We start from the raw sequence: 24,301 nt of genomic DNA, 5'->3' as shown, positions 1-24,301 counted from the left end.
TTTCCGAGCGTTTCCAACCGTTACAGCCTTGCCCTGCGACAAAATGCCGAGCCTGTCCGCCTTGTCCGGAAGCCCGTCCCGGAGTATGTAGTAAAACTACAGAACGGGCGCAACGCAGGGCACCGGTCACCGCATCGGCCGCCCCGCGCCCGGTCTGAAAATATGACGTGTATCAACGAATCCGGCGCCGATCGCGCCTATGCTTCCAATCGTCCCGCGCGGTTCGCGGGCACCACGAGACCGCCGACACGGCCATTGACCCGCGCCGACGGCTATATCTCTGAGGAGTCATCATGGACACCCTGCTGATGGACGGACTTGCCCAGGCCACGGAGCAGCAGTCCGCCGCCGACCCCTGGCGCGGCTTCGCCCCGGGCGTCTGGCGCCGCTCGGTCGACGTCCGCGATTTCATCCAGCGCAACCTGACCCCCTATGAAGGGGACGCGGGCTTCGTCGCCGGTCCCACCGCCCGCACCACCGCGCTGTTCGCCAAGGTCACCGACCTGCTGAAGCAGGAACGCGCCGCCAAGGGCGGCGTTCTGGACGCCGACACCGAAGTTTTCGCCTCGATCACCTCGCACGCCGCCGGTTATATCGACCGCGAACTGGAAGTGATCGTCGGCCTGCAGACCGACAAGCCGCTGAAGCGCGCGATCATGCCGTTCGGCGGCTGGCGCATGGTCAAGACCGGGCTGGAGGCCTATGGCTACACCCCGTCGCCGAAGCTTGAAGAGATTTTCCCGGTCCTGCGCAAGACGCACAATGACGGCGTGTTCGATGTCTACACGCCCGAGATGCTGCGCTGCCGCAAGTCCGGCGTCATCACCGGCCTGCCCGATGCCTATGGCCGCGGCCGCATCATCGGCGACTATCGCCGGCTGGCGCTGTACGGAGCCGATTTCCTGATCAAGGACAAGAAGGCCCAGCTGGCCTCGCTGGAAGTCAGCCGGATCGACGAGGACGTGCTGCGCCTGCGCGAGGAGATCTCCGAGCAGATCCGCGCGCTGAAGGAGCTGGTCGAGATGGCCGCCTCCTACGGCTTCGACGTCAAGCGCCCGGCCGCCACCGGCCGCGAGGCGGTGCAGTGGACCTATCTGGCCTATCTGGCGGCGGTCAAGGAAGCCAACGGTGCCGCCATGTCGCTGGGCCGCGTGTCCAGCTTCCTCGACATCTACATCGAGCGCGACCTCCGCGACGGCGTCATCACCGAGGCGGAAGCCCAGGAGATGATCGACCATTTCGTCATGAAGCTGCGTCTGGTCCGCTTCCTGCGCACGCCGGAATACGACCAGCTGTTCTCGGGCGACCCGACCTGGGTTACGGAATGCCTGGGCGGCATGGGGCTGGACGGCCGGACGCTGGTCAGCAAGACCAACTTCCGCATGCTGCAGACCCTGCACAACCTGGGGCCGGCGCCGGAACCGAACCTGACGGTCCTGTGGTCGGAGAAGCTGCCGGACGGCTTCAAGCGCTTCTGCGCCGACACCTCGATCAAGACCTGCTCGGTCCAGTACGAGAGCGACGACCTGATGCGCGGCTATTGGGGCGACGATTACGGCATCGCCTGCTGCGTCTCGGCGATGCGCATCGGCAAGCAGATGCAGTTCTTCGGCGCCCGCGCCAATCTGGCCAAGACGCTGATGTACGCCATCAATGGCGGCAAGGACGAGGTTTCGGGTGAGCAGATCGCCCCGGCCTACGCGCCCATCACCGGCGACGTGCTGGACTATGACGAGGTCATGGCCCGCTTCGAGCCGATGATGGAGTGGCTGGCCAAGGTCTACATGAACGCGCTGAACGCCATCCACTACATGCACGACAAGTACATGTACGAGCGGATGGAGATGGCGCTCCACGACCGCGACATCCTGCGCACCATGGCCTGCGGTATTGCCGGCCTCAGCGTGGTGGCGGACAGCCTGTCGGCGATCAAGCACGCCAAGGTGAAGGTCATCCGCGACGCCAACGGCCTCGCCACCGATTTCGAGATCGAGGGCGACTATCCGGCCTTCGGCAACAACGACGCGCGGGTCGACGACATCGCGGTGTGGGCGGTCGAGCGCTTCATGACGGCGCTGCGCAAGCAGAAGCCCTACCGGAACGCCATGCCGACGCAGTCGGTGCTGACGATCACCTCCAACGTGGTCTACGGCAAGAAGACCGGCAACACGCCGGACGGCCGCAAGGCTGGCCAGCCCTTCGCGCCGGGCGCCAACCCGATGCATGGGCGGGACAAGAAGGGCGCCATCGCGTCGATGGCCAGCGTTGCGAAGCTGCCCTACGCCCATGCGCAGGACGGCATCAGCTACACCTTCACCATCGTCCCCGGCGCGTTGGGCCGGACCGAAGACGAACGGGTGAGCAATCTGGTCGGCATGCTGGACGGCTATGCCGCGCAGGGCGGCCACCACATCAACGTCAACGTCTTCGACCGCGAGACGCTGCTGCACGCCATGGACCATCCGGAGCTGTATCCGCAGCTGACCATCCGGGTGTCCGGTTATGCCGTGAACTTCATCAAGCTGACGCGCGAGCAGCAGCTCGACGTCATCAGCCGGACGTTCCACGACAAGCATTGAGGGGTGTCGGCGGGTCGGTTCCCTCTCCCGCCCCGGGAGAGGGAAGGGGCCCGCCGCAAAGCGGTGGGAAGGGTGAGGGGTTATTCAGACATGGATTTCCGATCCTTGGGCTACCCCTCACCCTCCCCACTTCGTGGGTCCCCTCCCTCTCCCGGGACGGGAGAGGGCACACCCCGGATCGCAAAGTTTTACAATTGGATCGGTTATGACGCCCCCCCTCCCCCAAGCCCGCCCCGGCTCCGTTTCCGGCTGGATCCATTCGGTCGAGACCGGCGGCACGGTGGATGGGCCGGGGATCCGCTATGTGCTGTTCATGTCGGGGTGCCCGCTGCGCTGCCTCTACTGCCACAATCCCGACACCCAGCACATGCATGACGGGACGCGGACGACCTCCGCGGAAGTCCTCGACGACATCGCGCTCTACGCTACCTTCCTGCAACGCGCCCATGGCGGCTTGACGCTGAGCGGCGGCGAGCCGCTGGTGCAGCCGGAATTCACCGCCGCCGTCCTGCGCGGGGCGAAGGCGCTGGGGTTGCACACCGCGCTCGACACCTCCGGCTTCCTCGGCAACCATGCCGACGACCATCTGCTGGAAGACGTCGACCTCGTCCTGCTCGACATCAAGGCCTTTTCCGAGAAGACCTACCGCCATCTGACCGGCGTTCCGCTGCGCCCGACGCTGGAGTTCGCCGAACGGCTGGCCGGGCTGAACAAGCGCATCTGGCTGCGCTATGTGCTGGTCCCCAACCTGACCGACGACGCGGCCGAGATCGACCGGCTGGCGGAGTTCGTCGCCGGGCTGGGCGTGGTCGACCGGGTCGACGTGCTGCCCTTCCACAAGATGGGCGAGCACAAGTGGAAGGCGCTGGGACGCAAATACATGCTGACCGACACCGAGCCGCCGTCGCGCGAGCTGGTGGAACGGGTGCGCAAACAGTTCCAGGCCCAAGGGCTGCGGGCCGACTGAGCCCCCTGCCGAAAACGTCATCGACACGTCACGAAGGCGACACGACGCCGTCACGCGCCCTCGCCTAATACCCCCTTTGGAATTCGCTTGGGTTTCAATTGGGGGGTTCTTTTCAATGCGGACGATACACCGCGCGGGATGGTTGAGGACGGCGCTGCTGTCCGCCACCGGCCTCGCCTCTCTCATCCTGTCCACCTGCGGTGTTGCGATGGGGGTCGCCTCCGCCCAGACCGTGGACAGCGTGACCGTCGGCGGCTCCAGCTTCGTCAACCAGGGTCTGGTCGGCGTCGGCCGGATCGGCTCCGCCACCCGCGACAAGTATGGCGAGACCTTCGGCTCGATGTCCGGGCTGACCTTCGATGCCAAGTCCTGGCGGCGCACCGGCGACAGCTACAGCGGCATCATGTATGCCCTGCCCGACCGCGGCTACAACGTCGCCGGCACCACCGACTACCGGCCGCGTTTCAACACGCTGGCCCTGTCGCTGACCCCCTATTACGGCAGCGCCGCGCTGGCCGCCGGCAGCGGGCAGCAGTCGCAGATCGGGCTCAGCCTGCTCGACACCACCCTGCTGACCGAGGCAAACGGCACCGTCACCACCGGCCTCGACCCGCAGCCGCGCACCGGCGTGCGCGCCGCCGCCGGTGGCCTGCCGGCCCTGCCGCAGGCCTACAACGGCAAGGTCAGCCTCGACACCGAGGGCATCGCCCGGCTCGCCGACGGCAGTTTCTTCATCAGCGACGAATACGGCCCCTACATCTATCACTTCTCCGCCACCGGACGGATGATCTCGGCGGTGCAGCCGCCGGCAGCATTGCTGCCGGTGCGCAACGGCGGGCTGGATTTCGCCTCCAACAACCCGACCACCGGCCAGCCGGCGCCGACCCCGGCCGACCCGGTCACCGGGCGGCAGAACAACCAGGGGCTGGAAGGCCTGTCGCTGACGCCGGACAAGACGAAGCTGGCGACCCTGCTGCAAAGCGCCACCCGCCAGGACGGCGGCACCGGCGGCAGCAGCGCCACCCGGCGCAACACCCGCCTGCTGATCTACGATGTGTCGTCCAACCCGGATAGCCCGGCGCTGATCGGCCATTACGTCGTGCCGCTGCCCACCTTCCGGTCCGGCAGCAGCACGCTGGTCGCGGCGCAGAGCGAGATGCTGGCGCTGAACGACAAGCAGTTCCTCGTCCTGTCGCGCGACAGCAACAACGGCCAGGGGCTGAGCGGCACCAACTCGCTCTACCGCAGCATCGACATCGTCGACGTGTCGAACGCCACCAATCTGGTCGGCACCGCCTATGAGGGCACCACCCCGGTCGCCCCCGGCGGCAATCTGGTGGCCTCGGTCACGCCGGTGTCCTACAGCCAGTTCCTGAGCATCAACAACAACGGCCAGCTGGCGAAGTTCGGGCTGCACAATGGCGGCGCGCAGGACGCCAACCTTTTGTCGGAGAAGTGGGAGGCGATGGGGCTGCTGCCGGCGCTCGACGCCGCTAGGCCCGACGATTTCTTCCTGTTCGTCGGCAACGACAACGACTTCCTGACCCGCAACGGCTATCAGGTCGGCGCCGCCTATGACGCCGGGGCCAATGTCGACACGATGCTGCTGGTCTACCGGCTGACCCTGCCAACCTACGTCGATCCGCTCGCCATCGAATCGCTGCGCCAGACCGCCCTGCCGGTGGCACGCGGCCTCGGCAACGCGTCGGTGGCGATGGCCGACGCGGCCTCACGCTCGGTGCGCAGCCATCTGAACGGCCTGCGCTTCCTCGGCACCTCCGGCGAAGGCGGCGGACAGGCCGCAAGCGGCCCGGCCATCAGCGGCTGGGCCGGCGGACGGCTGGGCTACAACAACGCCGACGACACCGGCATGGCGCTCGGCGGCGACACCGATTCGCGCACCGGGCAGGTCGGTGCCGACATCCGCATCGCCGACACCCTCGTCGCCGGCTTCGCCGTGGGGGGCACGCGCAACAGCCTGTCCTTCGGCGACACCGGCAGCGCCAAGGTCCGCTCCGCCTCGATCAGCCCCTATGTCGCCGGCCAGTACGGCGGCTTCTTCGGCAGCCTGTCGGGCACCTATTCCTTCGACACTTACGACAAGATCGCCCGCAACACCGGCGCCTACGGCCTGACCGCCCGCGGCGAGACCAAGGGGCGCAGCTGGTCGGTCGGCGTCGACGGCGGCTATGAGCTGGGCGAAGGGGCCTGGTCGTTCGGGCCGGTCGCCGCGGCGCGCTACACCCGCGCCACCATCGACGGCTACACGGAGGCGGAAGCCATCCACCTGAACGGCATCCTGCCGAGCCAGACCCAGCGCGGCTGGAGCTGGGAGTTCGGCGGGCAGGTTGCCCACCGCTTCGAGACGGAGAGCGCGTCGATCACCCCGCAGGCCCGCCTCAGCTACGAGTGGAACCGGGTGCGCGGGGCCGAGACGCTGGCCGCCACGCTCGCCAACCGCACCACCAGCAGCCTGGGCACGGTGACCCGGACCTTCGGCACGCCCGAACGCGACGGGTTGCGCGCCGGGGCCGGCGTCACGCTGCTGAGCGGGGCGGTGGCGTGGCAGGTCGGGTATGACGGCAAGTTCGGTCACGACAACCGCGACCACAGCGTCTTCACCTCGGTCGGCTACCGGTTCTGAGAAACCGGCAAGTCGGACGGGAGACCCTCCCGCCCGACTTGCCGTGCCGCTCCGGTTAAAGACTACGCCGGACGGATCGCCTGGGCGAAGGTGAACAGCATGGTCGGGTCGACCGCCTTCTTCACCTCGGCCAGCTTGGCGAGATTCTCGCCGTAATAGGCCCGCTGCCAGTCGGCGAGCGACGGATCGGGGAAGTTCTGGAAAGCCCCCTGCGCCCTGGTCCGGCGGTTCACGTCGTCGTAGAAGCGCTGCTGCCACTCCAGCGCCTGCTCGATCAGCAGGGCCGAATCCGTCGGCCGCCACCAGTTGGCCTCGACCGAGAACAGCCAGTCGTATCCGCGGTGGACATAGGCGGTTTCCGTCGGGCCGACGCGGTTGATGGCGCCGCCAACCTGGAAGAACTTGAAGGCGACCGGCATCGAGGTGGCGGGCATCCTGGCCGCCCAGTCGAACATCGCGGCAATGGCCTCGTCGCCGATGTCCGCCGCCGTCATGTAGCTGGATTTTTCCTGGTAGTAGTAGGGGAAGGTGGTTTCGGTCAGGAAATCCTGCCCCGTCCAGTAGGGCACATTCTCCTCAAGCGTGGACTGGCTCCAGTCGATCGACTCCCAGGTGGATTTGAAGATTTCCTTCAACGTCACCCTGGATTTGTGCAGCTGGCCGAGGATCGACAGCTTGAGCGGCACGTTGGCGCAGCGTTCCTGCCAGCTCGGAATGGTGACGTTGATCTTGCTGCCGAACTCGTCGGGGGCTGCCGACAGTTCGGTCAGCAGGAGCTTCAGGATCTTCGGCAGATCCTTGCCGGTCCAGACCAGATTGAACACCGTCACCGGCTCCGCCGGGCGGGTTTCCAGGGTGAAGGAGGTGTTGATGCCGAAATTCCCGCCGGCACCGCCGCGGCAGGCCCAATAGAGGGCGGACTCGCTGTCCGCATTGGCGTTCACGTGGCTGCCGTCGGCCTTGACCAGTTCCGTCGCCCGCAGCAGGTCGGACGCCATGCCGAACTTGCGCATGTTGAAGCCGATGCCGCCGCCCAGCAGGAATCCGGCGGCACCGACCGAATCGCAGCGCCCATGGGTGATGGTGCGGCCCAGCCGCTCCATCTGCTTGTAGACGTAGGAGTTCAGCGTGCCGCCCAGCACCCGGACCAGCCCGTCGGATCCCTTCACCGGCTCCGCCCCCGCCATCAGCGTCATGTCGATCAGCAGGCCGGGCGTGGTGGAGAAGCCGGCGTAATTGTGACCGCCGGACCGCACGGCGAAGGGCATGGCCTGCTGCTTCACCCAGGCGATGCAGGCCTGGACATCCTCCGGCCGCGAACAGCGGGCGATGCCGGCCGGCAGGGTGGCGCCATAGCGCAGGTTGTTGGGCCGGCAGATGTCGGCGAAGAACGGATCCTCCGGCCGCAGCACCCCGCCCTTCACCCCCTTCGCCAGATCGGACCAGGCCGACGGCGGCGGGCAGTATGCACCGCCGGTCTCCGCCGCGAGGGCGGAGCCCGGCATCAGCCGGAGCGCGGCGGCGGCACCGGCGAACCGGCCGGCCCCGACGAGAAAATTGCGGCGGGAAGCGTGCAGTCCGAGCGCCATGGGCCTGTCCATCCTGTTTTATAAGTTGTGTTTTTCTATATTTACTATCCTATTGATAATAATTCCCGTCAACCACGCCCGGATCAGGGGCCGAACACCTCCTCGGCCACCGCATCCAGCAGGGCATCGTCGCTCTGCTGGTTGCCGTTCGTCAGGAAGATCAGCGCAGTGCGGCGGCCGGGGTAATAGCGGACGTCGGCCTCGAACCCGTCATAGCGCCCATCATGGCCAACGCCGCGTCCCCAGCGGTCCTTCCACAGCGCCACACCCAGCCCCTGCCCCTCTTCGTTCTCCGATGGGGTCAGCATGCGGCGGACCGTCGCCGCCCCCAGCAGCCGGTTGTCGCGGAACAGGGCGAAGACGAAGCGCTCCAGATCGCCGGCGGTGGTGACCAGCGGCCCGTCGCCGGTGGTCGCCGCCCAGGACCGCCGGCTGACGTCGCCCTCCTCGGTATAGCCATGGGCGAGGCTGCGGTCGCGCGGATCGGCGCCGACGCTGGTCGAGCCCATCCCCGCCCGCTCCAGCACCCGGTTCCGCAGAACCTGCGCGAAGGGAACGCCGTCGCGCCGCGACGCGATGTGGCCGAGCAGGACGTAGTTGCTGTTGGAGTATTCGTAATGCCCGCCGACCGGACCGGTTGCCTTCTCCCCCGCCGCATAGGCGAGCAGGGTGCCGTCGCGCGGCAGCCGTTCCGGCTTCGCCGCCTCATCCGCCTGATAGGCATCGGTGATGTAGTCGGGAATGCCCGAGCTGTGGTCGAGCAGATGGACCAGCCGTGCCCGGTTGGCGTTGGCGATCCTGTCCAGCGGCAGGTCGGAAGCCAGCTCCCGCACCGGCTGGTCGAGCGAGAGCAGCCCCTCCTCCACCTGTTGCAGCACGGCGGCGGCGGTCGCCATCTTGCCGACGGAGGCGACATAGAAGCGGGTGTCCTCCGCCACCGGCCGCCCGCCCTTGCGGTCGGCGATGCCGGACACCACCACCCGCCGCCCGTCCGGACCCGACACCAGAAGGATGCCGCCGTCCAGCTCCTCGTCGGCGAGGAAGCGGTCGAGCAGCCGTTGCAGACGGTCTGGCTTGGCGGCTGCGGCATCGGACAGCGGAACCGCAAGAGCCAGCAGGAGAGCCAAGCCGGGTATCAGCCGGGGCAGATGCCCAATGGAAGGCCCGATGAGACAACGAAAACCGCTGGATCCGCCCTGTCCTTGCCCCTGCATGCCACCTGTCCCCGTCCCGTGAGCGGCCCGGCGGGATTACGCCGAAAGCCATAGCCGGAACTGAGGGTATGACTCACAATCGGGAAAGGGCAAGCTGGGGAATCTACCGCTTCGCCATCGGGCGGGTGCTGCCGCGGACCACCAGTTCGCAGTCGAGATTGTGGTGCTTCGGCGTGACGCGGACGCCGTCGAGCGCAGCCAGGATCTGCGTGGCGCTGAGGCGGCCGATCTCGCGCTGGGGCGGGCGGACGGTGGTCAGCGGCGGCGGGCAGGAGCTGCTGAAGGGAAGGTCGCCGAATCCCACCACCGCCAGATCGTCCGGCACCTTCAGGTCGCGGCGGGTGACCTCGAACAGCACGCCCAGCGCCAGCGCGTCGTTGGAGCAGACCACGCCGTCGATGTCGGGATGGCGGGTCAGGATCTCGTCGATCAGCCAGCGGCCGACCTCGGTCGTGGCGGCATCGGGGACGGTGAAGTCGATGGGATCGTGCAGGCCGCGGCGCATCACCTCCGCCTCATAGCCGTCGGTGCGGCTGCGGACGCGCAGATCCTGGTGGGCGGCGGCGCCGATGTAGGCGACCTTGCGGCTGCCCTGGTCGTAGAGGTGGCTGGTCTGCATGCGGCCGACCTCGAAATGGGAGAAGCCGACGCTGATGTTGACCGCCTCGCCGGGATGGCCGGGCATGTCCCACATCTCCACCACCGGCACGCCGCAGGAGGCCAGCATGGCGCGGGTGCGTTCGGTGTGGTGGAAGCCGGTCACCACCATCGCCGCCGGCGACCAGGCGAGGAAGGCGCGGATCAGGCTTTCCTCCTCCTCCGGGCTGAACTCGCTGACGCCGAGCAGGGTCTGGTAATGCGCCGCCTGGAACATGCCCTGCAGTGTGTTGTAGGTCTCGGCGAAGAAGGAATTCAGGATGGACGGCAGGATGACGCCGACGGTGCGGCTGCGCGCGGCGGCGAGGCTGCCGGCGACCAGATTGGGCACATAGCCCATCTCGTCGATCACCCGCGCGATGCGTTCGGCAAGGTGGCGGGACACCGCCTCCGGCCGGCGGAGATAGAGAGAGACGGTGCTGGCCGAGACATCGGCGGCGGTGGCCACGTCGGTCATCGTCACCCGCTGGGTGCCGCGGCGCGTCCGCTTCCTGGTTTCGGTCGTCTGCATCGTCGGTCTTCCTCACGCATCGGAGTGCGGCGTTTCAGTGCCGCGTCGGCGGGTTGGCAAGCGCCAGTTCGGACAGCGCCAGGATCGCGTCGTGAACGAGCTGATAGGCGGCCTCGATCCGGCCGAGCGCCGGATCGCAATCCTCCCCGCTGTCACGCGTTTCCTGGCGCACGGCCCGGAACAGGCTCAACGCCTCACGACCGATGATCCTATGGCTTGCCCACAGACCGCAATCCTCTTGCAGAGCGAGCGGGATATGCAACAGGCGATGGCGCAGCACGGCCGCGTCAAGCTCCAGTTCGGCGATGCGCCGCATCAGAACGGGTGTCATCGATGTCACAGCCTTCGGGGCGCGCCCCGATGGACGCGCCCCGCTTTCCCACAATAAAGCTGCCGGATCAGCCGGCGACCAGATCGGCCATGGCGGCCTTCATGCCCTTCGCCTCGATGGCGGCGAGGCTGTCGGCCACCCGCGTGGCGAGGCCGGGGACGGCGGTCAGGTCCTCCTTCCACAGGCGGACGTCGGACAGGATGGCGGCAACCAGCGCCTTCGGATCGCTGCCGTTGGCTGCCCAGACGGCGCTCATGGCGGCGATCACCTCGGCATTGTCGCTGATCGGGTAGACCCCGGCCTCGCGCTTGCCGGCATAGGCGCCGCCGGACAGCTCGCCGCGGTAGAAGTGCAGCAGTGCCGCCAGCGAGAAGGACAGGCCGGCCGGAGCGGAGCCGTTGCGGACCACCGCGTCCTTCAGGCTGGGCAGGACGCGCACCTGCCACTTCGACACCGAGTTCAGCGTGATCGAGATCAGCTCGTGCCGGATATAGGGGTTGCCGAAGCGCTCCATGATGGTGCGGGCGTAATCCTGCCGCTCGGCCTCCGGCAGGGGCACGTAGGGGACGATCTCCTCGAACATCACTGTGTTCAGGTAGGCCGACACGGTCGGGTCGTCCATCATCGACTTGACAGTGTCCAGCCCGGCGCAATAGGCGGCCAGTGCGCTGGCGGTGTGGGCGCCGTTCAGGATGCGGACCTTGCGGGTGCGGTAGGGCTGGAGATCGTCGGTCCACACCACGTTCAGGCCGGCCTTGTGCAGCGGCAGCTCCTCGGCCAGATGGGCCGGCCCCTCGATCACCCAGACATGGAAGGGTTCGGCGGCGACGGCCAGCCTGTCCTCATAGCCCCACTTGGCGCTGAGGGCCGCGGCCTCGTCCTTCGGATAGCCGGGGACGATGCGGTCGACCAGCGTGTTCAGGAAGTGGTTGTGCGTCTCGATCCAGTCGGCGAAGCCGGCCTCCAGGCCCCAGCGCCTGGCATGGGCCAGGACGATGCGCTTCAGGTTGGTGCCGTTGGCCTCGATCAGCTCGCAGGGCAGGAAGACCAGACCGCTGTCGGCGCTGCCGCCCAGCGCCTTGTAGCGGGCATGCAGCAGGGCCGCGACCTTGGCCGGGAAGCTGTCCGGGCAGGTGCCGGGGGCATAGGCCTCCTCGCGGTCGGCGATGCCGGCCTCGGTGGTGTTGGAGACGAAGAAGCGCAGCGCCGGAGACGAAGCCAGCTCGACCATCCGCCCCCAGTCGGCATAGGGGCTCAGCGACTCCGACACGCAGGAGACGACGCGGCGGGATTCGACCTCCCGCCCGTTCTCGATGCCGCGCAGAAGGACGGTGTAGAGGTTGTCCTGTGCCTTCAGCAGCGGCGCGATGCCCTGGTCCAGCGGCTGCGCGATGGCGACGCCGGCCTTGGTCAGCCCCTGCCCATTGGCGACATCGACCATCCAATCGACGAAACCGCGCAGGAAGTTGCCGTCTCCCACCTGAAGAATGGTCACGGGCAGGGTCGGGGCGCCGTCGGTGTGAGCGACGTCGAACGCGCCGCCGGCAAGCTGGTCACGGGTCAGGGAACGCATGACTGGGCATCCTTAAGGGGAGCTGAAAATCCGGGCCCGGCGCCAGGAGGGCAAGCACGGGCGATGGGTTCAATATACTAATATATTAATGGGCCAGACAAGGGGAAAAGGGTGCGGCATTGTGGTGGGGAGAGGACGACACTCGGCGGAAGTCCTCTCCCCCTGTGGAGAAGGAGTCCCCCCTACTCCTTGAAGCCGGCCATATGCTCAAACAGGTGGCGCTTGCGGCGGATCTCCGCCTCGGCCTCGTCCAGCAGGGCGTGGTAGCGCTCGGGATTGCCGCGCTCCACCGCGCTGAAGCGGGACTCGCCGGCCATGAAGGCGGCCAGTCCGGCCGACGGCGCACCGCTGTCCAGTTGCAGGGCGGTCTTGCCTTCGGCCAGCCGCTGCGGGTCGCGGCGGTAAAGCGACCAGTGGCCGCTGTCCACCGCCAGCTTCTGGTGCTCCAGCCCGTGCGACAGCTCGAAGCCGTGGGCGACGCAATGGCTGTAGGCCAGCACCAGCGAGGGGCCGCGGTAGCTCTCGGCCTCCGTCAGGGCGTTCAGCGTGTGGCTGTCGCGGGCGCCGAAGGCGGTGCGGGCGACATAGACATGGTCGTAGGCCATCGCCATCAGCCCCAGATCCTTCTTTGCCGCTGACCGGCCGGCGGTGGCGAACTTGGCCGAAGCGCCGATGGGCGTCGCCTTGGACTGCTGGCCACCGGTGTTGGAATAGACCTCCGTGTCCATCACCAGGATGTTGATGTCGCGCCCCGACGCCAGCGCATGGTCGAGACCGCCATAGCCGATGTCGTAGGCCCATCCGTCGCCGCCGACGATCCACACGCATTTGCGGACCAGATAGTCGGCCAGCTGCTCCAGCCGGCGGGCCAGCGGATCCTTCAGCGGGGCGAGCCGCGTCCTCAGCGTGGCGACATGGGCGCGCTGGGCGGCGATACCGGCGGCGTCGTTCTGGCCGGCCTCCAGCAATGCCGTGACGAGGCCAGGCTCAAGATGGGCGGACAGCAGGGCCAGCGCGTCACGCGCCTGTTCGGCCATCCCGTCGATGGCGACGCGCAGGCCGAGGCCGAACTCCGCATTGTCCTCGAACAGCGAGTTGGCCCAGGCCGGACCGTGGCCGGTGGCGTCGGTGGTGTAGGGGGTGGTCGGCAGGTTGCCGCCATAGATCGACGAGCAGCCGGTGGCGTTGGCCATCACCATGCGGTCGCCGAACAGCTGGGTCAGCATCTTGATGTAGGGGGTCTCGCCACAGCCGGCGCAGGCGCCGGAGAACTCGAACAGCGGCTCCAGAAGCTGGCTGTGCTTGACGGTGACCGGCACCGACTCGCGTGGGATGGCAGGCAGGCTGCGGAAGAACTCGAAGGCCTCCTGCTGGCCGGCCAGCGCCTGGATGGGGCGCATCTCCAGCGCCTTGCGGCCGGAGCCGCTCTTGTCCTCCACCGGACAGGCGGCGACGCACAGCGTGCAGCCGGTGCAGTCGGCGGGAGAGGCTTGCAGGCGATAGCGGCCGCCGGGGAACTCGCGGCCCTTGTAGGGGATGGTCTCGAAGCCGTCCGGGGCACTGGCCAGCGCCGACTCCGGCACCACGGTGGCGCGGATGGCGGCATGCGGGCAGACCAGCACGCACTTGTTGCACTCGATGCAGAGATCGGCGTTCCAGCCCGGCGCCTCCGCCGCGATGTTGCGGTGCTCATATTTCGAGGTGCCGGTCGGCCATGTGCCGTCCACCGGGAAGGCGGACACCGGCAGCCGGTCGCCATGGCCGGCGATCATCATGGCGGTGACGCGCCTGACGAAGTCGGGGGCGGTCTCCGGCACCGGGGCCGGGCGGCAATGGCCGGCGGTGACATGGTCGGGCACCGGGACGGGATGCAGGTGGGCCAGCGCCTGATCGACGGCAGCGATGTTGCGCGCCACCACCTCATCGCCGCGACGGGAATAGGTCTTGGCAATCGCCGCCTTGATCTCGGCGATGGCGTCCTCGACCGGCATGACGTTCGACAGGGCGAAGAAGCAGGTCTGCATGATGGTGTTGACGCGGCGGCCGAGCCCGACCTCCCGCGCGACGGCGCCGGCGTCGATGGCGTGCAGGGACAGCCTGCGCTCGATGCAGAGGCGCTGGACCTCGGCCGGCAGGGCATCCCACACCTGCTGCGCCGTGCCGGGAGCGTTCAGCAGGAGGGTGGCGCCGGGGGCGGCCATCTCCGCCACCTCCACCCGCTCCATCAGCGGCAGATGGTGGCAGGCGACGAACTGGGCCTGCCCGATCAGGTAGGGGGCGCGGATCGGATCCTTGGAAAAGCGCAGGTGCGACACGGTGGTCGAGCCGGACTTGCGGCTGTCATAGACGAAATAGGCCTGGGCGTGGCCGCCGCTGCGCGACTGGATGATCTTCAGCGAGTTCTTGTTGGCCCCCACCGTGCCGTCGGCGCCGAGGCCGAAGAAGACGGCACGGGACACGCCCGGCTCCTCCACGGCCCAGTCCGCATTCCAGGGAATCGAATGGTGGGTGACGTCATCGGTGATGCCGACGGTGAAACGACGCTTCGGACGGTCTCGGCCCAGCTCGTCGAACACCGCCTTCGCCATGGCGGGAGTGAACTCCTTGGACGACAGGCCGTAGCGGCCGGCAATCACCACCGGATCGATGGCAGCCGTATCGGCGGCGCGGGCTTCGGACAGGGCGGCGACCACGTCGAGATAGAGCGGATCGGCGACGGCACCGGGTTCCTTGGTGCGGTCGAGCACGGCGATGCGCCGCACAGTCGCCGGCAGGGCGGACACGAAATCGGCGATGGCGAAGGGACGGAACAGGCGGACGGTCAGGCAGCCGACGCGCTCCCCCTGCCCGATCAGCCGGTCCACCGTTCCGTTGCAGGTCTCGGCACCCGATCCCATGACCACCACCACCCGCTCCGCCTGCGGATGGCCATGATAGTCGAACAGGCGGTAGGCCCGGCCGGTGCGGGCGGCGAGCCGGTCCATCATCTCCTGCACGATGGCCGGGCAGGCGTCGTACCAGGGATTGGCGGCCTCGCGCGCCTGGAAGAACACGTCGGGATTCTGCGCCGTGCCGCGGACGACCGGATGGTCCGGCGTCAGGCCGCGGCGGCGGTGGGCATCGACGCAACGGTCGTCGATCAGGGCGCGCAGATCGTCGTCCGCCAGTGGCTCGATGCAGTTGAACTCGTGCGAGGTGCGGAAGCCGTCGAAGAAATGCAGAAAGGGCACGCGCGCCCGCAAGGTGGCGGCATGGGCGACGAGCGCCAGATCCTGCGCCTCCTGCACGTTGGCCGATGCCAGCATGGCGAAGCCGGTCTGGCGGCAGGCCATCACGTCGGAATGGTCGCCGAAGATCGACAGCGCGTGGGTCGCCAGCGTGCGCGCCGCCACATGCATGCAGAAGGGCGTCAGCTCTCCGGCGATCTTGTACATGTTGGGAATCATCAGCAGCAGGCCCTGCGACGCGGTGAAGGTCGTCGCCAGCGCGCCGGCCTGCAAGGCGCCATGGACCGCACCGGCCGCCCCGCCCTCCGACTGCATCTCCACCACCTGCGGCACGCTGCCCCACAGGTTGGGGCGGCGCGCCGCCGACCATTCGTCGGCGAATTCCCCCATCGGCGAGGACGGCGTGATCGGGTAGATCGCGATGACGTCGCTGGCGCGATAGGCCACGGAGGCCGCCGCCTCGTTGCCGTCCATGATGCGGACGGAAGAGGCGGGCCTGATGGGGGCGGTGGAGGTCGGGCTTTGGGTCATGCCGGAAAAATCCTTTGTGCTGGCGACAGTCGTCTCCCGAGGGGGGCGTCTTCGATGACGGGGCCGGCGGGTCTCTCAAAAGCCGGCGCGGGGTGCGGCAGAAAACGGCGGTCGACCAGGGCGAATGGTCGGTCCGAATCGGGTCGGAGACATTGACGCCGGTCAGTCCGGAGCGGAATTTCCGGGTGCCGCCGCTCTGCGCTGCACAACTGTCTGATATATTACTTTTGCAAGGAAGGCCCCAGATTGTCGCACTGCAGCAATTGGCAATGACCGAGCGTTTCCGCGGAGATGGCAGGGGCATTGCGGCCGTCCCCTCATTACCCGCGGGATGGAAACGGCGCATAGCCCGTTGATCCAGGTCATTTATGGCGAGCCGATGCTGTGGCTTCCTACAGGCGGATGAACCGGACAGACCGGCCCGCCTTTAAAATCCGAACAGCAAAACAGTCCTTACAACCCTCAATTATATTGCATCGCAGCAAGTAACCGCTCTCGAGAAACGGGCAGGTTTTGCTGCAACTGCGAAGAAATCAGCGCATCGCATCATTGGACTGCGACATTTTCGCAAGAGCCGAAGGCGGCACCGGAAAACCGCTTGCACCCAACACTGATATATTAATATAACTCCGTCAGCGATGCTCCCGCCCCTCTTGACGCAGAGCGGAAGCGACCCATTCGCCCGGCACCGAACACCCGCCGGCCAGGCGTCCCGCCCGAGGATCGCCGCCTGAAGGGCCTGTACGTGCGCACCGGCGCCTGCCGTGGCAGGCATGTGAGGAAAAGATGAACAAGATCCGTGGTTTGCGGTGGCAAATCCTTGCCCTGATGATGCTGGGCACCGTGGTCAACTACATCGACCGCAACACCCTGGGCATCCTGGCGCCGACGCTCAAGGAACAGCTCCATTTCACGACCGAGCAGTATTCCTTCATCGTCAGCGCCTTCCAGCTCTGCTACAGCCTGATGCAGCCGGTCGCCGGCTACATCACCGACCTGATCGGGCTGAAGCTGGGTTACGCGATGTTCGCCGGCGTCTGGGGCATCGCCGCCGCCATGCACGCGCTGGCCGGCAGCTGGCAGTCGATGGCCTTCTTCCGCGGCCTGCTGGGCGTCAGCGAAGCGGCGGCCATGCCGTCGGGTGTCAAGACCTCCACCCTGTGGTTCCCGGCCAAGGAACGCTCCATCGCCACCGGCTGGTTCAACACCGGCAGCTCCATCGGCGCGATGATCGCCCCGCCCTTCGTCATCTGGCTGTCGCTGACCTATGGCTGGCAGGAAGCCTTCCTCGTCACCGGTCTGCTGGGTGTCGGCATGTCGGCCCTGTGGTACATGCTGTACCGCAACCCGGAGAACCATCCGCGCCTGACCAAGGAAGAGCACGCCTACATCCTGGACGGCCAGGAGCAGGTCGAGCTGCCGAAACCGTCGATGAAGCGGGTGCTGGGCAAGGGCAAGTTCTGGAGCATCGCCGCCGCCCGTTTCCTGACCGAGCCGGCCTGGCAGACCTTCAGCTTCTGGATCCCGCTGTACATGGTCTCCACCCGCGGCATGGACATCAAGCAGTTCGCCTTGTTCGCCTGGCTGCCGTTTCTGGCCGGTGACATCGGCTGCATCCTCAGCGGTTACCTGTCGCCCTTCTTCGTGAAGCGCTTCCGGATGTCGCTGGTCAACTCCCGCATCGCCGGCGTCGGCGTGGGTGCGGTGTGCATGGTCGGCCCGGCGCTGATCAGCTTCGCCGCCAGCCCGATCACCGCGATCTTCCTGTTCTCCCTCGGCGCCTTCGCCCACCAGATGCTGTCCAGCCTGCTCTATGCCCTGGTCACCGACACCTTCGAAAAGCAGGACGTCGCCACGGCGACCGGTTTCGGCGGCATGGCCGGCTACATGGGCGGCATGATCTTCTCGCTGATGATCGGCCAGCTCGCCACCACCATCGGGTACGAGCCGCTGTTCGCCTGCCTGACCGTGTTCGACCTGACCGCCTTCGCCATCATTGCCCTGGTCCTGGGCCAGCGCGGCCCGAAGTCCGCCGCCGCCGTCCCGAACGCCACGGCCGGCGCCGACTGACGGTCCGCCCGCCCCTGAAACATCCCTTCAATGTGATCGAGACGCCCTCCGGCTCACCGCCGGGGGCGTCTTGCGTTTGGGCGCTATCCGGTCGCCTGTCCGGCCGTTCCGAATAAAAATCTGACCGCAAGAAGGAAAGCCGCTTGCCAGACCGATGAGATATTAATATATTAGTCCTGTACCGCTGGATGCGCCGTGGGTTGACCCGGCACAACTTGTTGGACGTTCCTCTCGGACTTCAAAGCCGCTGGTTTTCCGGCGGCTTTTTTTTGCACATCCGATCAGAGGATGACCGGTCTGGGGACGGCGGTCAGTTGAACAGGCAGGACTGGCTGTCGATGATGGCGGCGGCGGCCACGGCGGCGGATCGGATAGGTTCCAGCACTCCCGCTTTTATTGCGCCAGCCCGCGGCGCCCGCCGACTTCGTCCAGATGATCCAGCATATCGGCCGGGTCCTCATAGACGCGCAGCGCGCCGGATCGTTCCAGCTCCTCCCGGCCATAGCCGCCGGACAGCAGACCGATCCCCAGCGCCCGCGCCCGCTTGGCGGCGATCATGTCCCAGATGCTGTCGCCGACCACGAAGGCGCTGGCGATGTCCACGCCGATGCGCGCGGCGGCGGCCAGGAACAGGTCGGGGTCGGGCTTGGCATATTCGACCTCGTCACGGGTGATGACGGCGGCCTTCGCCGGATCGACACCCAGCTTCTCCAGCGCCGGCCGCGCCGTCTCCATCCGGCCGCTGGTTGCGATGGCCCAGGGGATGTTCAGCTCCGTCAGCGTGTCCAGCAGGTCGCGTGCGCCCGGCAGCGGAACCACGCCGGGGGCCAGCCGCCTGTAAGCCTGCGCATGGCGCTGGCGCAACCGGTCGAGAAGAGCCTGGTCGGCGCCGAGACCGGTTTCGCGCAGCAGCATGTTGGTGAACAGCCCGCCGCTCATGCCGATCTTGCGGTGGATTCGCCAGACCGACAGGGCGATGCCTTCCTCGTCCAACGCCTCCTTCCAGGCCAGCACATGCTGGTAGACCGTGTCGGTCAGCGTGCCGTCGAGGTCGAACAGGAAGGCGTTGGTCAGACGGGGGGTGCCGGTCATGTCCAGTATCCGCGATTTGTGGTGGTTGGACCACAGATGGGGCGGACCGGCTGCTTTCGCCAAGCTTTTGCCGCGGACGGCAATGGATTTCCCTCAACGATAATCCACGCGAATCGTCGCGGCACTTTCACCACGCAGGCGCGTAGACTGCTGCTTCCGCTGGCGCGTTGACTTCGCTACAGTCCACCGCCAAGCTTGCCGCCGGTTGGTTCGGTGCAGTGTCGGGAGGGAGAAAAGCGCGTGTCGGAAAGGCCGGAGGATGTCGACAACCCGTCGACCGACGACGATCTGGTCACTTTGCTGGACCAGGTCAGCCGGCTTGTCTATGGCATCAGCTTCACCGACGGGCTTTTCCCGGCCCAATGGGTGGCTCTGCGCTATTTCCATGACGCGCCGGAGCCGGCGCGCACCCTGACCGCGCTGGCGCGGTTCCAGAAAATCCACTTGGCACCGGTGTCGCGCACCGTCTCCACCCTGGTGGACAAAGGGCTGCTGACCCGCCGCCCGCACCCCGGATTCAAGCGCGGCTGGCTGTTCGACCTGACCGACGAAGGCCGAATCCTGCTGGAACGCGACCCCCTGCGCCAGTCGCTGAGCCCGCCCATCGCCGCCATGGCGGCGAACGAACGGGCGATGCTGGGCCGGCTGATGAAGCGGATCATAACCCACATGCAGACGGACAGCGGCGACGGCGAAGCCGGAGGGGAGAAGACGGACGGCACGCCGGTCGCCTGACCCGGCCTGCCGCCTCTTCCGCTCCTGCCCCGCCATTCCGCCCCATCCCATCAGAACGTCAGCCGTTCGATGTTCTGCAGCACCAGCTGGTGATGGTTCTGGTCCTCCAGCGTGACGGTCGTCTCCTGGGTGAAGGTCAGGCCGTGGCCTGACGGATCCACCGTGTAGGCATGCCCGTCCAGCTGCTGCATCCAGTTGGTGCCGGCATTGGCGACGAAGGCGCCGACCTCCACCACGTCGGTCCAGCCCGCCCCGCCATTGATGGTCAGGTTGCCGTCGCGCGGGGCGAAGATGAACAGGTCGTCGCCGGCCCCGCCGGACATGCTGGTGGTGCTGCTGCCGGCATGCAGGATGTCCGCACCCGCGCTGCCGGTCATCGTCGCGCTGTTCGAGACCAGCACCTGCACCGCCAGCGGATCGCTGGAGAGCCCCTGATCGTCGCTGACCATCACCTCCAGCGTCCGGGCGCCGCTGCCGTTGGGCGTCAGGGCCAGATGGTGGAGGATGTCGGTGTAGGTCGCGGTGGAGGCCGTGCCGGACAGCGACAGCTGGTGGTTGGCATCGTCCCAGCTGACCTCGATCCCGGTGCCGGCCACCGTCTTGCGTCCGGTCGACGGATCGGTCGCGATGGTCAGGCTGTCGAGGTTCAGCGTGTCGCCGGTCTGCGACCCGGCGGCGATGCGGATCGACATACCGGACATGACGCTGCTGTCCACATCGGTGATCGTCGCGTCGGAAACCACGGCCGGATGGTCGGTCGCATCGGCGGCGATCACGGTGGTGGTGTGGGCGGCGGCCAGCGTCGGCTTGTCGTTCACCGGATCGACGGTCACCGCCAGGGTCTGGGTGACCGCCGCGCTGCTGGCCCCGTCCTGGGCGGTCGCGGTGACCGACAGGGTGACGGTGCCGTTGGCGTCGGCCGGCGGGGTGTAGGTCAGGCCGGTCAGGTCCGCCGCGCTGAGGGTCCAGCTGCCGTCGCTGTTGTGGGTGCCGTGGTTCAGGCTGGCGCCCGCCGGCATGCCGGAGATCCGCACCGTCACCGTTTCCGACCCGTCGGTGTCGGTGGATGCGGCGGTGATGGTCAGCGGGATCGCCGTGTCCTCCGGCCCATGGACGGCCGGTGTGGTCAGCGTCGGGGTGTCGGCAACCGGCGTCACCGTCACCGCGAGCGAGCGCGACAGGCTGGCCGGCGTGGCGGTGCCGTCGGTCGAGGTGGCGGTGACCGACAGGGTGAAGCTGGTGCCGCTGTCGTGGGGCGGCGTGATCGACAGGCCGGCCAACTGGGCCGGGGTCAGGGTGATCGCGCCGTTGCTGACCGTCAGGGTGTTGCCGGCGCTGTTGGTCAGGCTGGCGCCGGTCGGGATGTTGGCGATGGTGACGCTCAGCGTCTCCGACGGATCGGTCAGGGCCGGGGTGATCGACAGGGCGACCGTGCCGTCCTCCGCCACCGTCGCCGGATTGACCAGCAGGGTGGGCGTGTCGGAAACCGGATTTACCGTGACCGCAAGCTGCGCAACGGTGCTGGCCGGAGCGGCGCTGCCGTCGGTCGAGGTCGCGGTGACGGTCAGGGTGAAGTCGGCATCGCTGTTCGACGGCGGCGTGATCTTCAGCCCGGCAAGCTGCGCCGGCGTCAGGGTGATCGAACCGTTGCTGATCGTCAGCGTGTTGCCGGCCGTGTTGCTGAGGCTGGCGCCCGCCGGGATGCCGCTGATGGTGACCGTCAGCGTCTCCGAGCCGTCCGTGTCGGTCAGCGCCGGGTTGATGGCCAGCGCAATGGCCGTGTCCTCGTTGCCGGTTGCGGCGGACACGCTGAGCGTCGGGGTGTCGGACACCGGGTTGACCGTCACCGCAAGCGTCGAGGACACCGACACCGCAGCCGCACTGCCGTCCTTGGCGGTGGCGGTCACCGTCAGGTTGAAATCGGCATCGCTGTTCGACGGCGGCGTGATCGCCAGCCCGACCAGCTTGTCCGGGGTCAGCGTGATAGACCCGTTGCTGACCGTCAGCGTATTGCCGGCGCTGTTGCTCAGCGTGGCGCCGGTCGGGATGCCGCTGATCGTGATCGTCAGCGTCTCCGAGCCGTCCAGATCGGTCAGCGCCGGGGTGATGGTCAGGGCGATGGCCGTGTCTTCGTTGCCGGTCGCGGGAGACACGGTCAGCGTCGGAGTGTCGGTGACCGGATTCACCGTGACCAGGAGCGGTGCGCTGGTGTTGGCCGGTGCCGCGCTGCCGTCGGTGGCGATGGCCGTGACGGTCAGGGTGAAGTCGGCATCGCTGTTCGACGGCGGTGTGATCTTCAGCCCGGCAAGCTGGGCCGGCGTCAGGGTGATCGACCCGTTGCTGATCGTCAGCGTGTTGCCGGCCGTGTTGCTCAGGCTGGAGCCTGCCGGAATGCCGCTGATGGTGATCGTCAGCGTCTCCGAGCCGTCGGTGTCGGTCAGCGCCGGATTGATCGTCAGCGCGATGGCCGTGTCCTCGTTGCCCGTCGCGGCGGACACGGTCAGGGTCGGGGTGTCGGACACCGCGGCCAGGGTGATCGGCACGGTGACGGTCCTGCTCGCCGTGCTGCCGTTGGACTCGATGCTGACGGCGGTGACGGTCAGGGCGATCGCCGCATCGCTGTTGGCGGGCGGGGTCAGGGTCAGGCCGGTGAGCTGGGCCGGCGTCAGGGTCCAGCTGCCGTCGGCGTTCTTCGTTCCGGCCGACAGCAGCGCGCCCGTCGGCACGCCGGCAATCGTCAGCAGCCCCAGCCGCTCCGACCCGTCGGTGTCGTACAGCGCCACCGAGAGGTTCAGCGGCACGGCCGTGTCCTCGGTGCCGGTCAGCGGCGCCCAGGTGATGATCGGCTGGTCGGCGACCGGATCGACGCTGACCCGGAACAGCTGGCTGGTGGTGGCGGTGGCGCCGGTGGAGGCTTCCGTCGTCGTCGCGGTCAGAGTCAGGTTGAAGTCGGTGCCGGCGTTGGCAGGCGGCATCAGCTTCAGCCCGGACAGCTGGGCGGCGGTCAGGGCGACCGAGCCGGCGGTGGGCGTCAGGGTGGTGCCGTTGGCGTCGATCAGCACCGCACCGGCCGGCAGGCCGGACAGCACGATGGCCATGGTCTCCGATCCGTCGGTGTCGACCAGCGCCGCCGTCAGGTTCAGCGCGATGGCGGTGTCCTCGCTGCCCGAGGCGTTGGCGACGATGACGGTCGGCGCGTCGGCCACTGCCGTCACGTCGATATGGATGGTGGCGGTGGTGCTCGCCGTGTCCTTGTTGGAGCTTTCCAGGCTGGTGGCGGTCAGCGTCAGGTCCATGCCGCCTGAATAGTTGCGCGGCGGCGTGACGGTCAGGCCGGCCAGTTCCGACGGTTTCAGGGTCCAGGACCCGTCACCGTTGTTGGAGCCATGGTTCAGCACGGCACCGGCCGGCAGGCCCGACAGGATGACCGCCATCGTCTCCGACCCGTCGGTGTCGACGAGGCTGGCCGACAGGTTCAGGGCGATTGCGGTATCCTCCGCCCCCGTCGTGTCATGGACCGTGACGGTCGGCGCGTCGGCGACCGCGGTGTAGGTGACCGAGAAGCTCTTGGTCGACCAGGCGGGGGCCGCCGTGCCGTCCTGGGAGGCCGCCTCCACCGTCAGCGTCACCGTGCCGGAATAGTTGGCCGGCGGCGTCAGCTTCAGGGCCGCGCGGTCGCTCGCCGACAGGCCGGTCAGGTCGTAGACGCCGTTGCCGAGCGACGTTCCACCCGACAGGGTGAAGCCGGCCGGAACCGTCACCCGCAGGGCGGTGATTACCTCGCCGGTGCCGACCAGATCGGTGACCGCGGCGTCGATGGACAGGTTTGCGGCATGATCCTCCAGCGCCGTGGCGGCGCTGACGGAAATGGCGGGGGCATCGCTGACCGGCGCCACCTCGACATTCAGCGTTTTGGTCGTGGTCGCGCGGTCGGCGTTGCTGATCTCGCGCGAGACCGCCGTCACCGTCAGCTGGAAGGTGCCGCTGGCATCGTGCGGCGGGGTGAATTTCAGCCCGGCCAGCTGGCCCGGCGTCAGCACCCAGCGCCCGGTGGTGGAGTCGAGATAGCCGGCTGACAGCGAGGCGCCGGCCGGCACCCCTTCGATGATGATGCTGGCGAGCGTTTCCGACCCGTCGGTGTCGGCCAGCGCGGCGGTGATGTCCAGCGCGATGGCGGTGTCCTCGTTGCCGGACGCCGTCTGCACGGTCAGCAGCGGGCTGTCGGCGACGGCGGTGACGGTCACGGCCTGCGTCAGCGTGGTGTGGGCGTTGCTGCTGCCCGAAACCACGTCGATGGAGAGCGTGAAATCGGCATCGCTGTTCGACGGCGGGGTCAGTTTCAGGCCGTCCAGCTGCGCCTTGGTCAGCGTGATCGAGCCGCCGGTGACGGTCAGCGTATCGCCGGCCGTGTTGGTCAGGCTGGCGCCGGCCGGGATGCCCGACAGGGTGACCGTGGAGACATCCTGCCAGTTCGCCAGACCGTCCTTCAGGCCGAGCGCGACCGACGTATCCTCGGCGGTGGTCACGGCATGCGGCCGGTCACTGCCGACGCTGGGGTCCAGCACCGGGGGCGGGGGCGGA

13 protein-coding genes are annotated in these 24,301 nt (G+C 67.7%); 5 read left to right on the top strand and 8 right to left on the bottom strand.

Annotated features, from left to right (window positions below; translation table 11 throughout):
- Positions 1-293 precede the first annotated feature (293 nt).
- The 3 genes from pflB (at position 294) to GBZ48_RS22975 (ending at position 6,190) form a co-directional block, all read left to right on the top strand.
- Entirely contained in the window at positions 294-2,579 is a 2,286-nt protein-coding gene (pflB, locus tag GBZ48_RS22985) for a formate C-acetyltransferase (RefSeq protein ID WP_174473132.1), read from the top strand.
- Positions 2,580-2,784: 205 nt separating this feature from the next.
- The gene (pflA, locus tag GBZ48_RS22980) at positions 2,785-3,546 is read left to right on the top strand and encodes a pyruvate formate-lyase-activating protein (RefSeq protein ID WP_174473131.1); all 762 of its coding nucleotides are present in this window, start codon (positions 2,785-2,787) and stop codon (positions 3,544-3,546) included.
- 115 nt (positions 3,547-3,661) lie between these two features.
- Positions 3,662-6,190 (top strand): esterase-like activity of phytase family protein, encoded by a 2,529-nt coding sequence (locus GBZ48_RS22975; RefSeq protein ID WP_174473130.1) that lies wholly within the window; start codon positions 3,662-3,664, stop codon positions 6,188-6,190.
- Positions 6,191-6,252: 62 nt separating this feature from the next.
- Here the strand turns inward: GBZ48_RS22975 and GBZ48_RS22970 are convergent, their stop codons facing one another.
- The 6 genes from GBZ48_RS22970 to nifJ all read right to left on the bottom strand — a co-directional run bounded on the left by GBZ48_RS22970 (position 6,253) and on the right by nifJ (position 15,823).
- Positions 6,253-7,779, bottom strand: a complete 1,527-nt coding sequence (locus GBZ48_RS22970; RefSeq protein ID WP_246307397.1) for an FAD-binding oxidoreductase — start codon at positions 7,777-7,779, stop codon at positions 6,253-6,255.
- 83 nt (positions 7,780-7,862) lie between these two features.
- On the bottom strand, positions 7,863-8,906 hold the full coding sequence (locus GBZ48_RS22965; RefSeq protein WP_246307396.1) for a serine hydrolase domain-containing protein: 1,044 nt from the start codon (positions 8,904-8,906) through the stop codon (positions 7,863-7,865).
- A 190-nt stretch (positions 8,907-9,096) separates the two neighbouring features.
- Positions 9,097-10,161, bottom strand: coding sequence for a LacI family DNA-binding transcriptional regulator (locus GBZ48_RS22960; RefSeq protein WP_174473127.1), 1,065 nt, complete (start codon positions 10,159-10,161; stop codon positions 9,097-9,099).
- Positions 10,162-10,195: 34 nt separating this feature from the next.
- Positions 10,196-10,492, bottom strand: coding sequence for a hypothetical protein (locus GBZ48_RS22955; RefSeq protein ID WP_174473126.1), 297 nt, complete (start codon positions 10,490-10,492; stop codon positions 10,196-10,198).
- 67 nt (positions 10,493-10,559) lie between these two features.
- A complete protein-coding gene (locus GBZ48_RS22950; RefSeq protein ID WP_174473125.1) occupies positions 10,560-12,065 on the bottom strand; it encodes a tagaturonate reductase in 1,506 nt (501 codons plus the stop codon).
- 182 nt (positions 12,066-12,247) lie between these two features.
- Positions 12,248-15,823, bottom strand: coding sequence for a pyruvate:ferredoxin (flavodoxin) oxidoreductase (nifJ, locus tag GBZ48_RS22945; RefSeq protein WP_425486010.1), 3,576 nt, complete (start codon positions 15,821-15,823; stop codon positions 12,248-12,250).
- 786 nt (positions 15,824-16,609) lie between these two features.
- Here nifJ and GBZ48_RS22940 point away from each other — a divergent pair.
- Complete coding sequence (locus tag GBZ48_RS22940) at positions 16,610-17,893, top strand: MFS transporter (RefSeq protein ID WP_174473124.1); 1,284 nt, start codon at positions 16,610-16,612, stop codon at positions 17,891-17,893.
- A 393-nt stretch (positions 17,894-18,286) separates the two neighbouring features.
- Here GBZ48_RS22940 and GBZ48_RS22935 read toward each other — a convergent pair whose 3' ends face one another.
- Positions 18,287-18,985, bottom strand: coding sequence for an HAD family hydrolase (locus GBZ48_RS22935; RefSeq protein ID WP_174473123.1), 699 nt, complete (start codon positions 18,983-18,985; stop codon positions 18,287-18,289).
- A 240-nt stretch (positions 18,986-19,225) separates the two neighbouring features.
- Here GBZ48_RS22935 and GBZ48_RS22930 point away from each other — a divergent pair, with 240 nt between their 5' ends.
- The gene (locus tag GBZ48_RS22930) at positions 19,226-19,720 is read left to right on the top strand and encodes a MarR family transcriptional regulator (protein ID WP_174473122.1); all 495 of its coding nucleotides are present in this window, start codon (positions 19,226-19,228) and stop codon (positions 19,718-19,720) included.
- A 50-nt stretch (positions 19,721-19,770) separates the two neighbouring features.
- Here the strand turns inward: GBZ48_RS22930 and GBZ48_RS36410 are convergent, their stop codons facing one another.
- Complete coding sequence (locus GBZ48_RS36410) at positions 19,771-24,246, bottom strand: beta strand repeat-containing protein (RefSeq protein WP_343049634.1); 4,476 nt, start codon at positions 24,244-24,246, stop codon at positions 19,771-19,773.
- Positions 24,247-24,301 lie beyond the last annotated feature (55 nt).

This window comes from Azospirillum melinis, assembly GCF_013340935.1.
In the GTDB taxonomy this organism is placed as follows: Bacteria; Pseudomonadota; Alphaproteobacteria; order Azospirillales; family Azospirillaceae; genus Azospirillum; species Azospirillum melinis.
This window is presented reverse-complemented; position numbering and strand designations above follow the sequence as displayed.

Excerpts from the sequence above, each read along its gene's own strand:
- GBZ48_RS22955 (WP_174473126.1), bottom strand. The coding sequence starts at position 10,492 with ATGACACCCGTTCTGATGCGGCGCATCGCCGAACTGGAGCTTGACGCG.
- pflA (WP_174473131.1), top strand. The coding sequence starts at position 2,785 with ATGACGCCCCCCCTCCCCCAAGCCCGCCCCGGCTCCGTTTCCGGCTGG.
- GBZ48_RS22975 (WP_174473130.1), top strand. The coding sequence starts at position 3,662 with ATGCGGACGATACACCGCGCGGGATGGTTGAGGACGGCGCTGCTGTCC.
- pflB (WP_174473132.1), top strand. The coding sequence starts at position 294 with ATGGACACCCTGCTGATGGACGGACTTGCCCAGGCCACGGAGCAGCAG.
- GBZ48_RS22970 (WP_246307397.1), bottom strand. The coding sequence starts at position 7,779 with ATGGCGCTCGGACTGCACGCTTCCCGCCGCAATTTTCTCGTCGGGGCC.
- GBZ48_RS22940 (WP_174473124.1), top strand. The coding sequence starts at position 16,610 with ATGAACAAGATCCGTGGTTTGCGGTGGCAAATCCTTGCCCTGATGATG.
- GBZ48_RS22950 (WP_174473125.1), bottom strand. The coding sequence starts at position 12,065 with ATGCGTTCCCTGACCCGTGACCAGCTTGCCGGCGGCGCGTTCGACGTC.
- nifJ (WP_425486010.1), bottom strand. The coding sequence starts at position 15,823 with ATGACCCAAAGCCCGACCTCCACCGCCCCCATCAGGCCCGCCTCTTCC.
- GBZ48_RS22960 (WP_174473127.1), bottom strand. The coding sequence starts at position 10,161 with ATGCAGACGACCGAAACCAGGAAGCGGACGCGCCGCGGCACCCAGCGG.
- GBZ48_RS22935 (WP_174473123.1), bottom strand. The coding sequence starts at position 18,985 with ATGACCGGCACCCCCCGTCTGACCAACGCCTTCCTGTTCGACCTCGAC.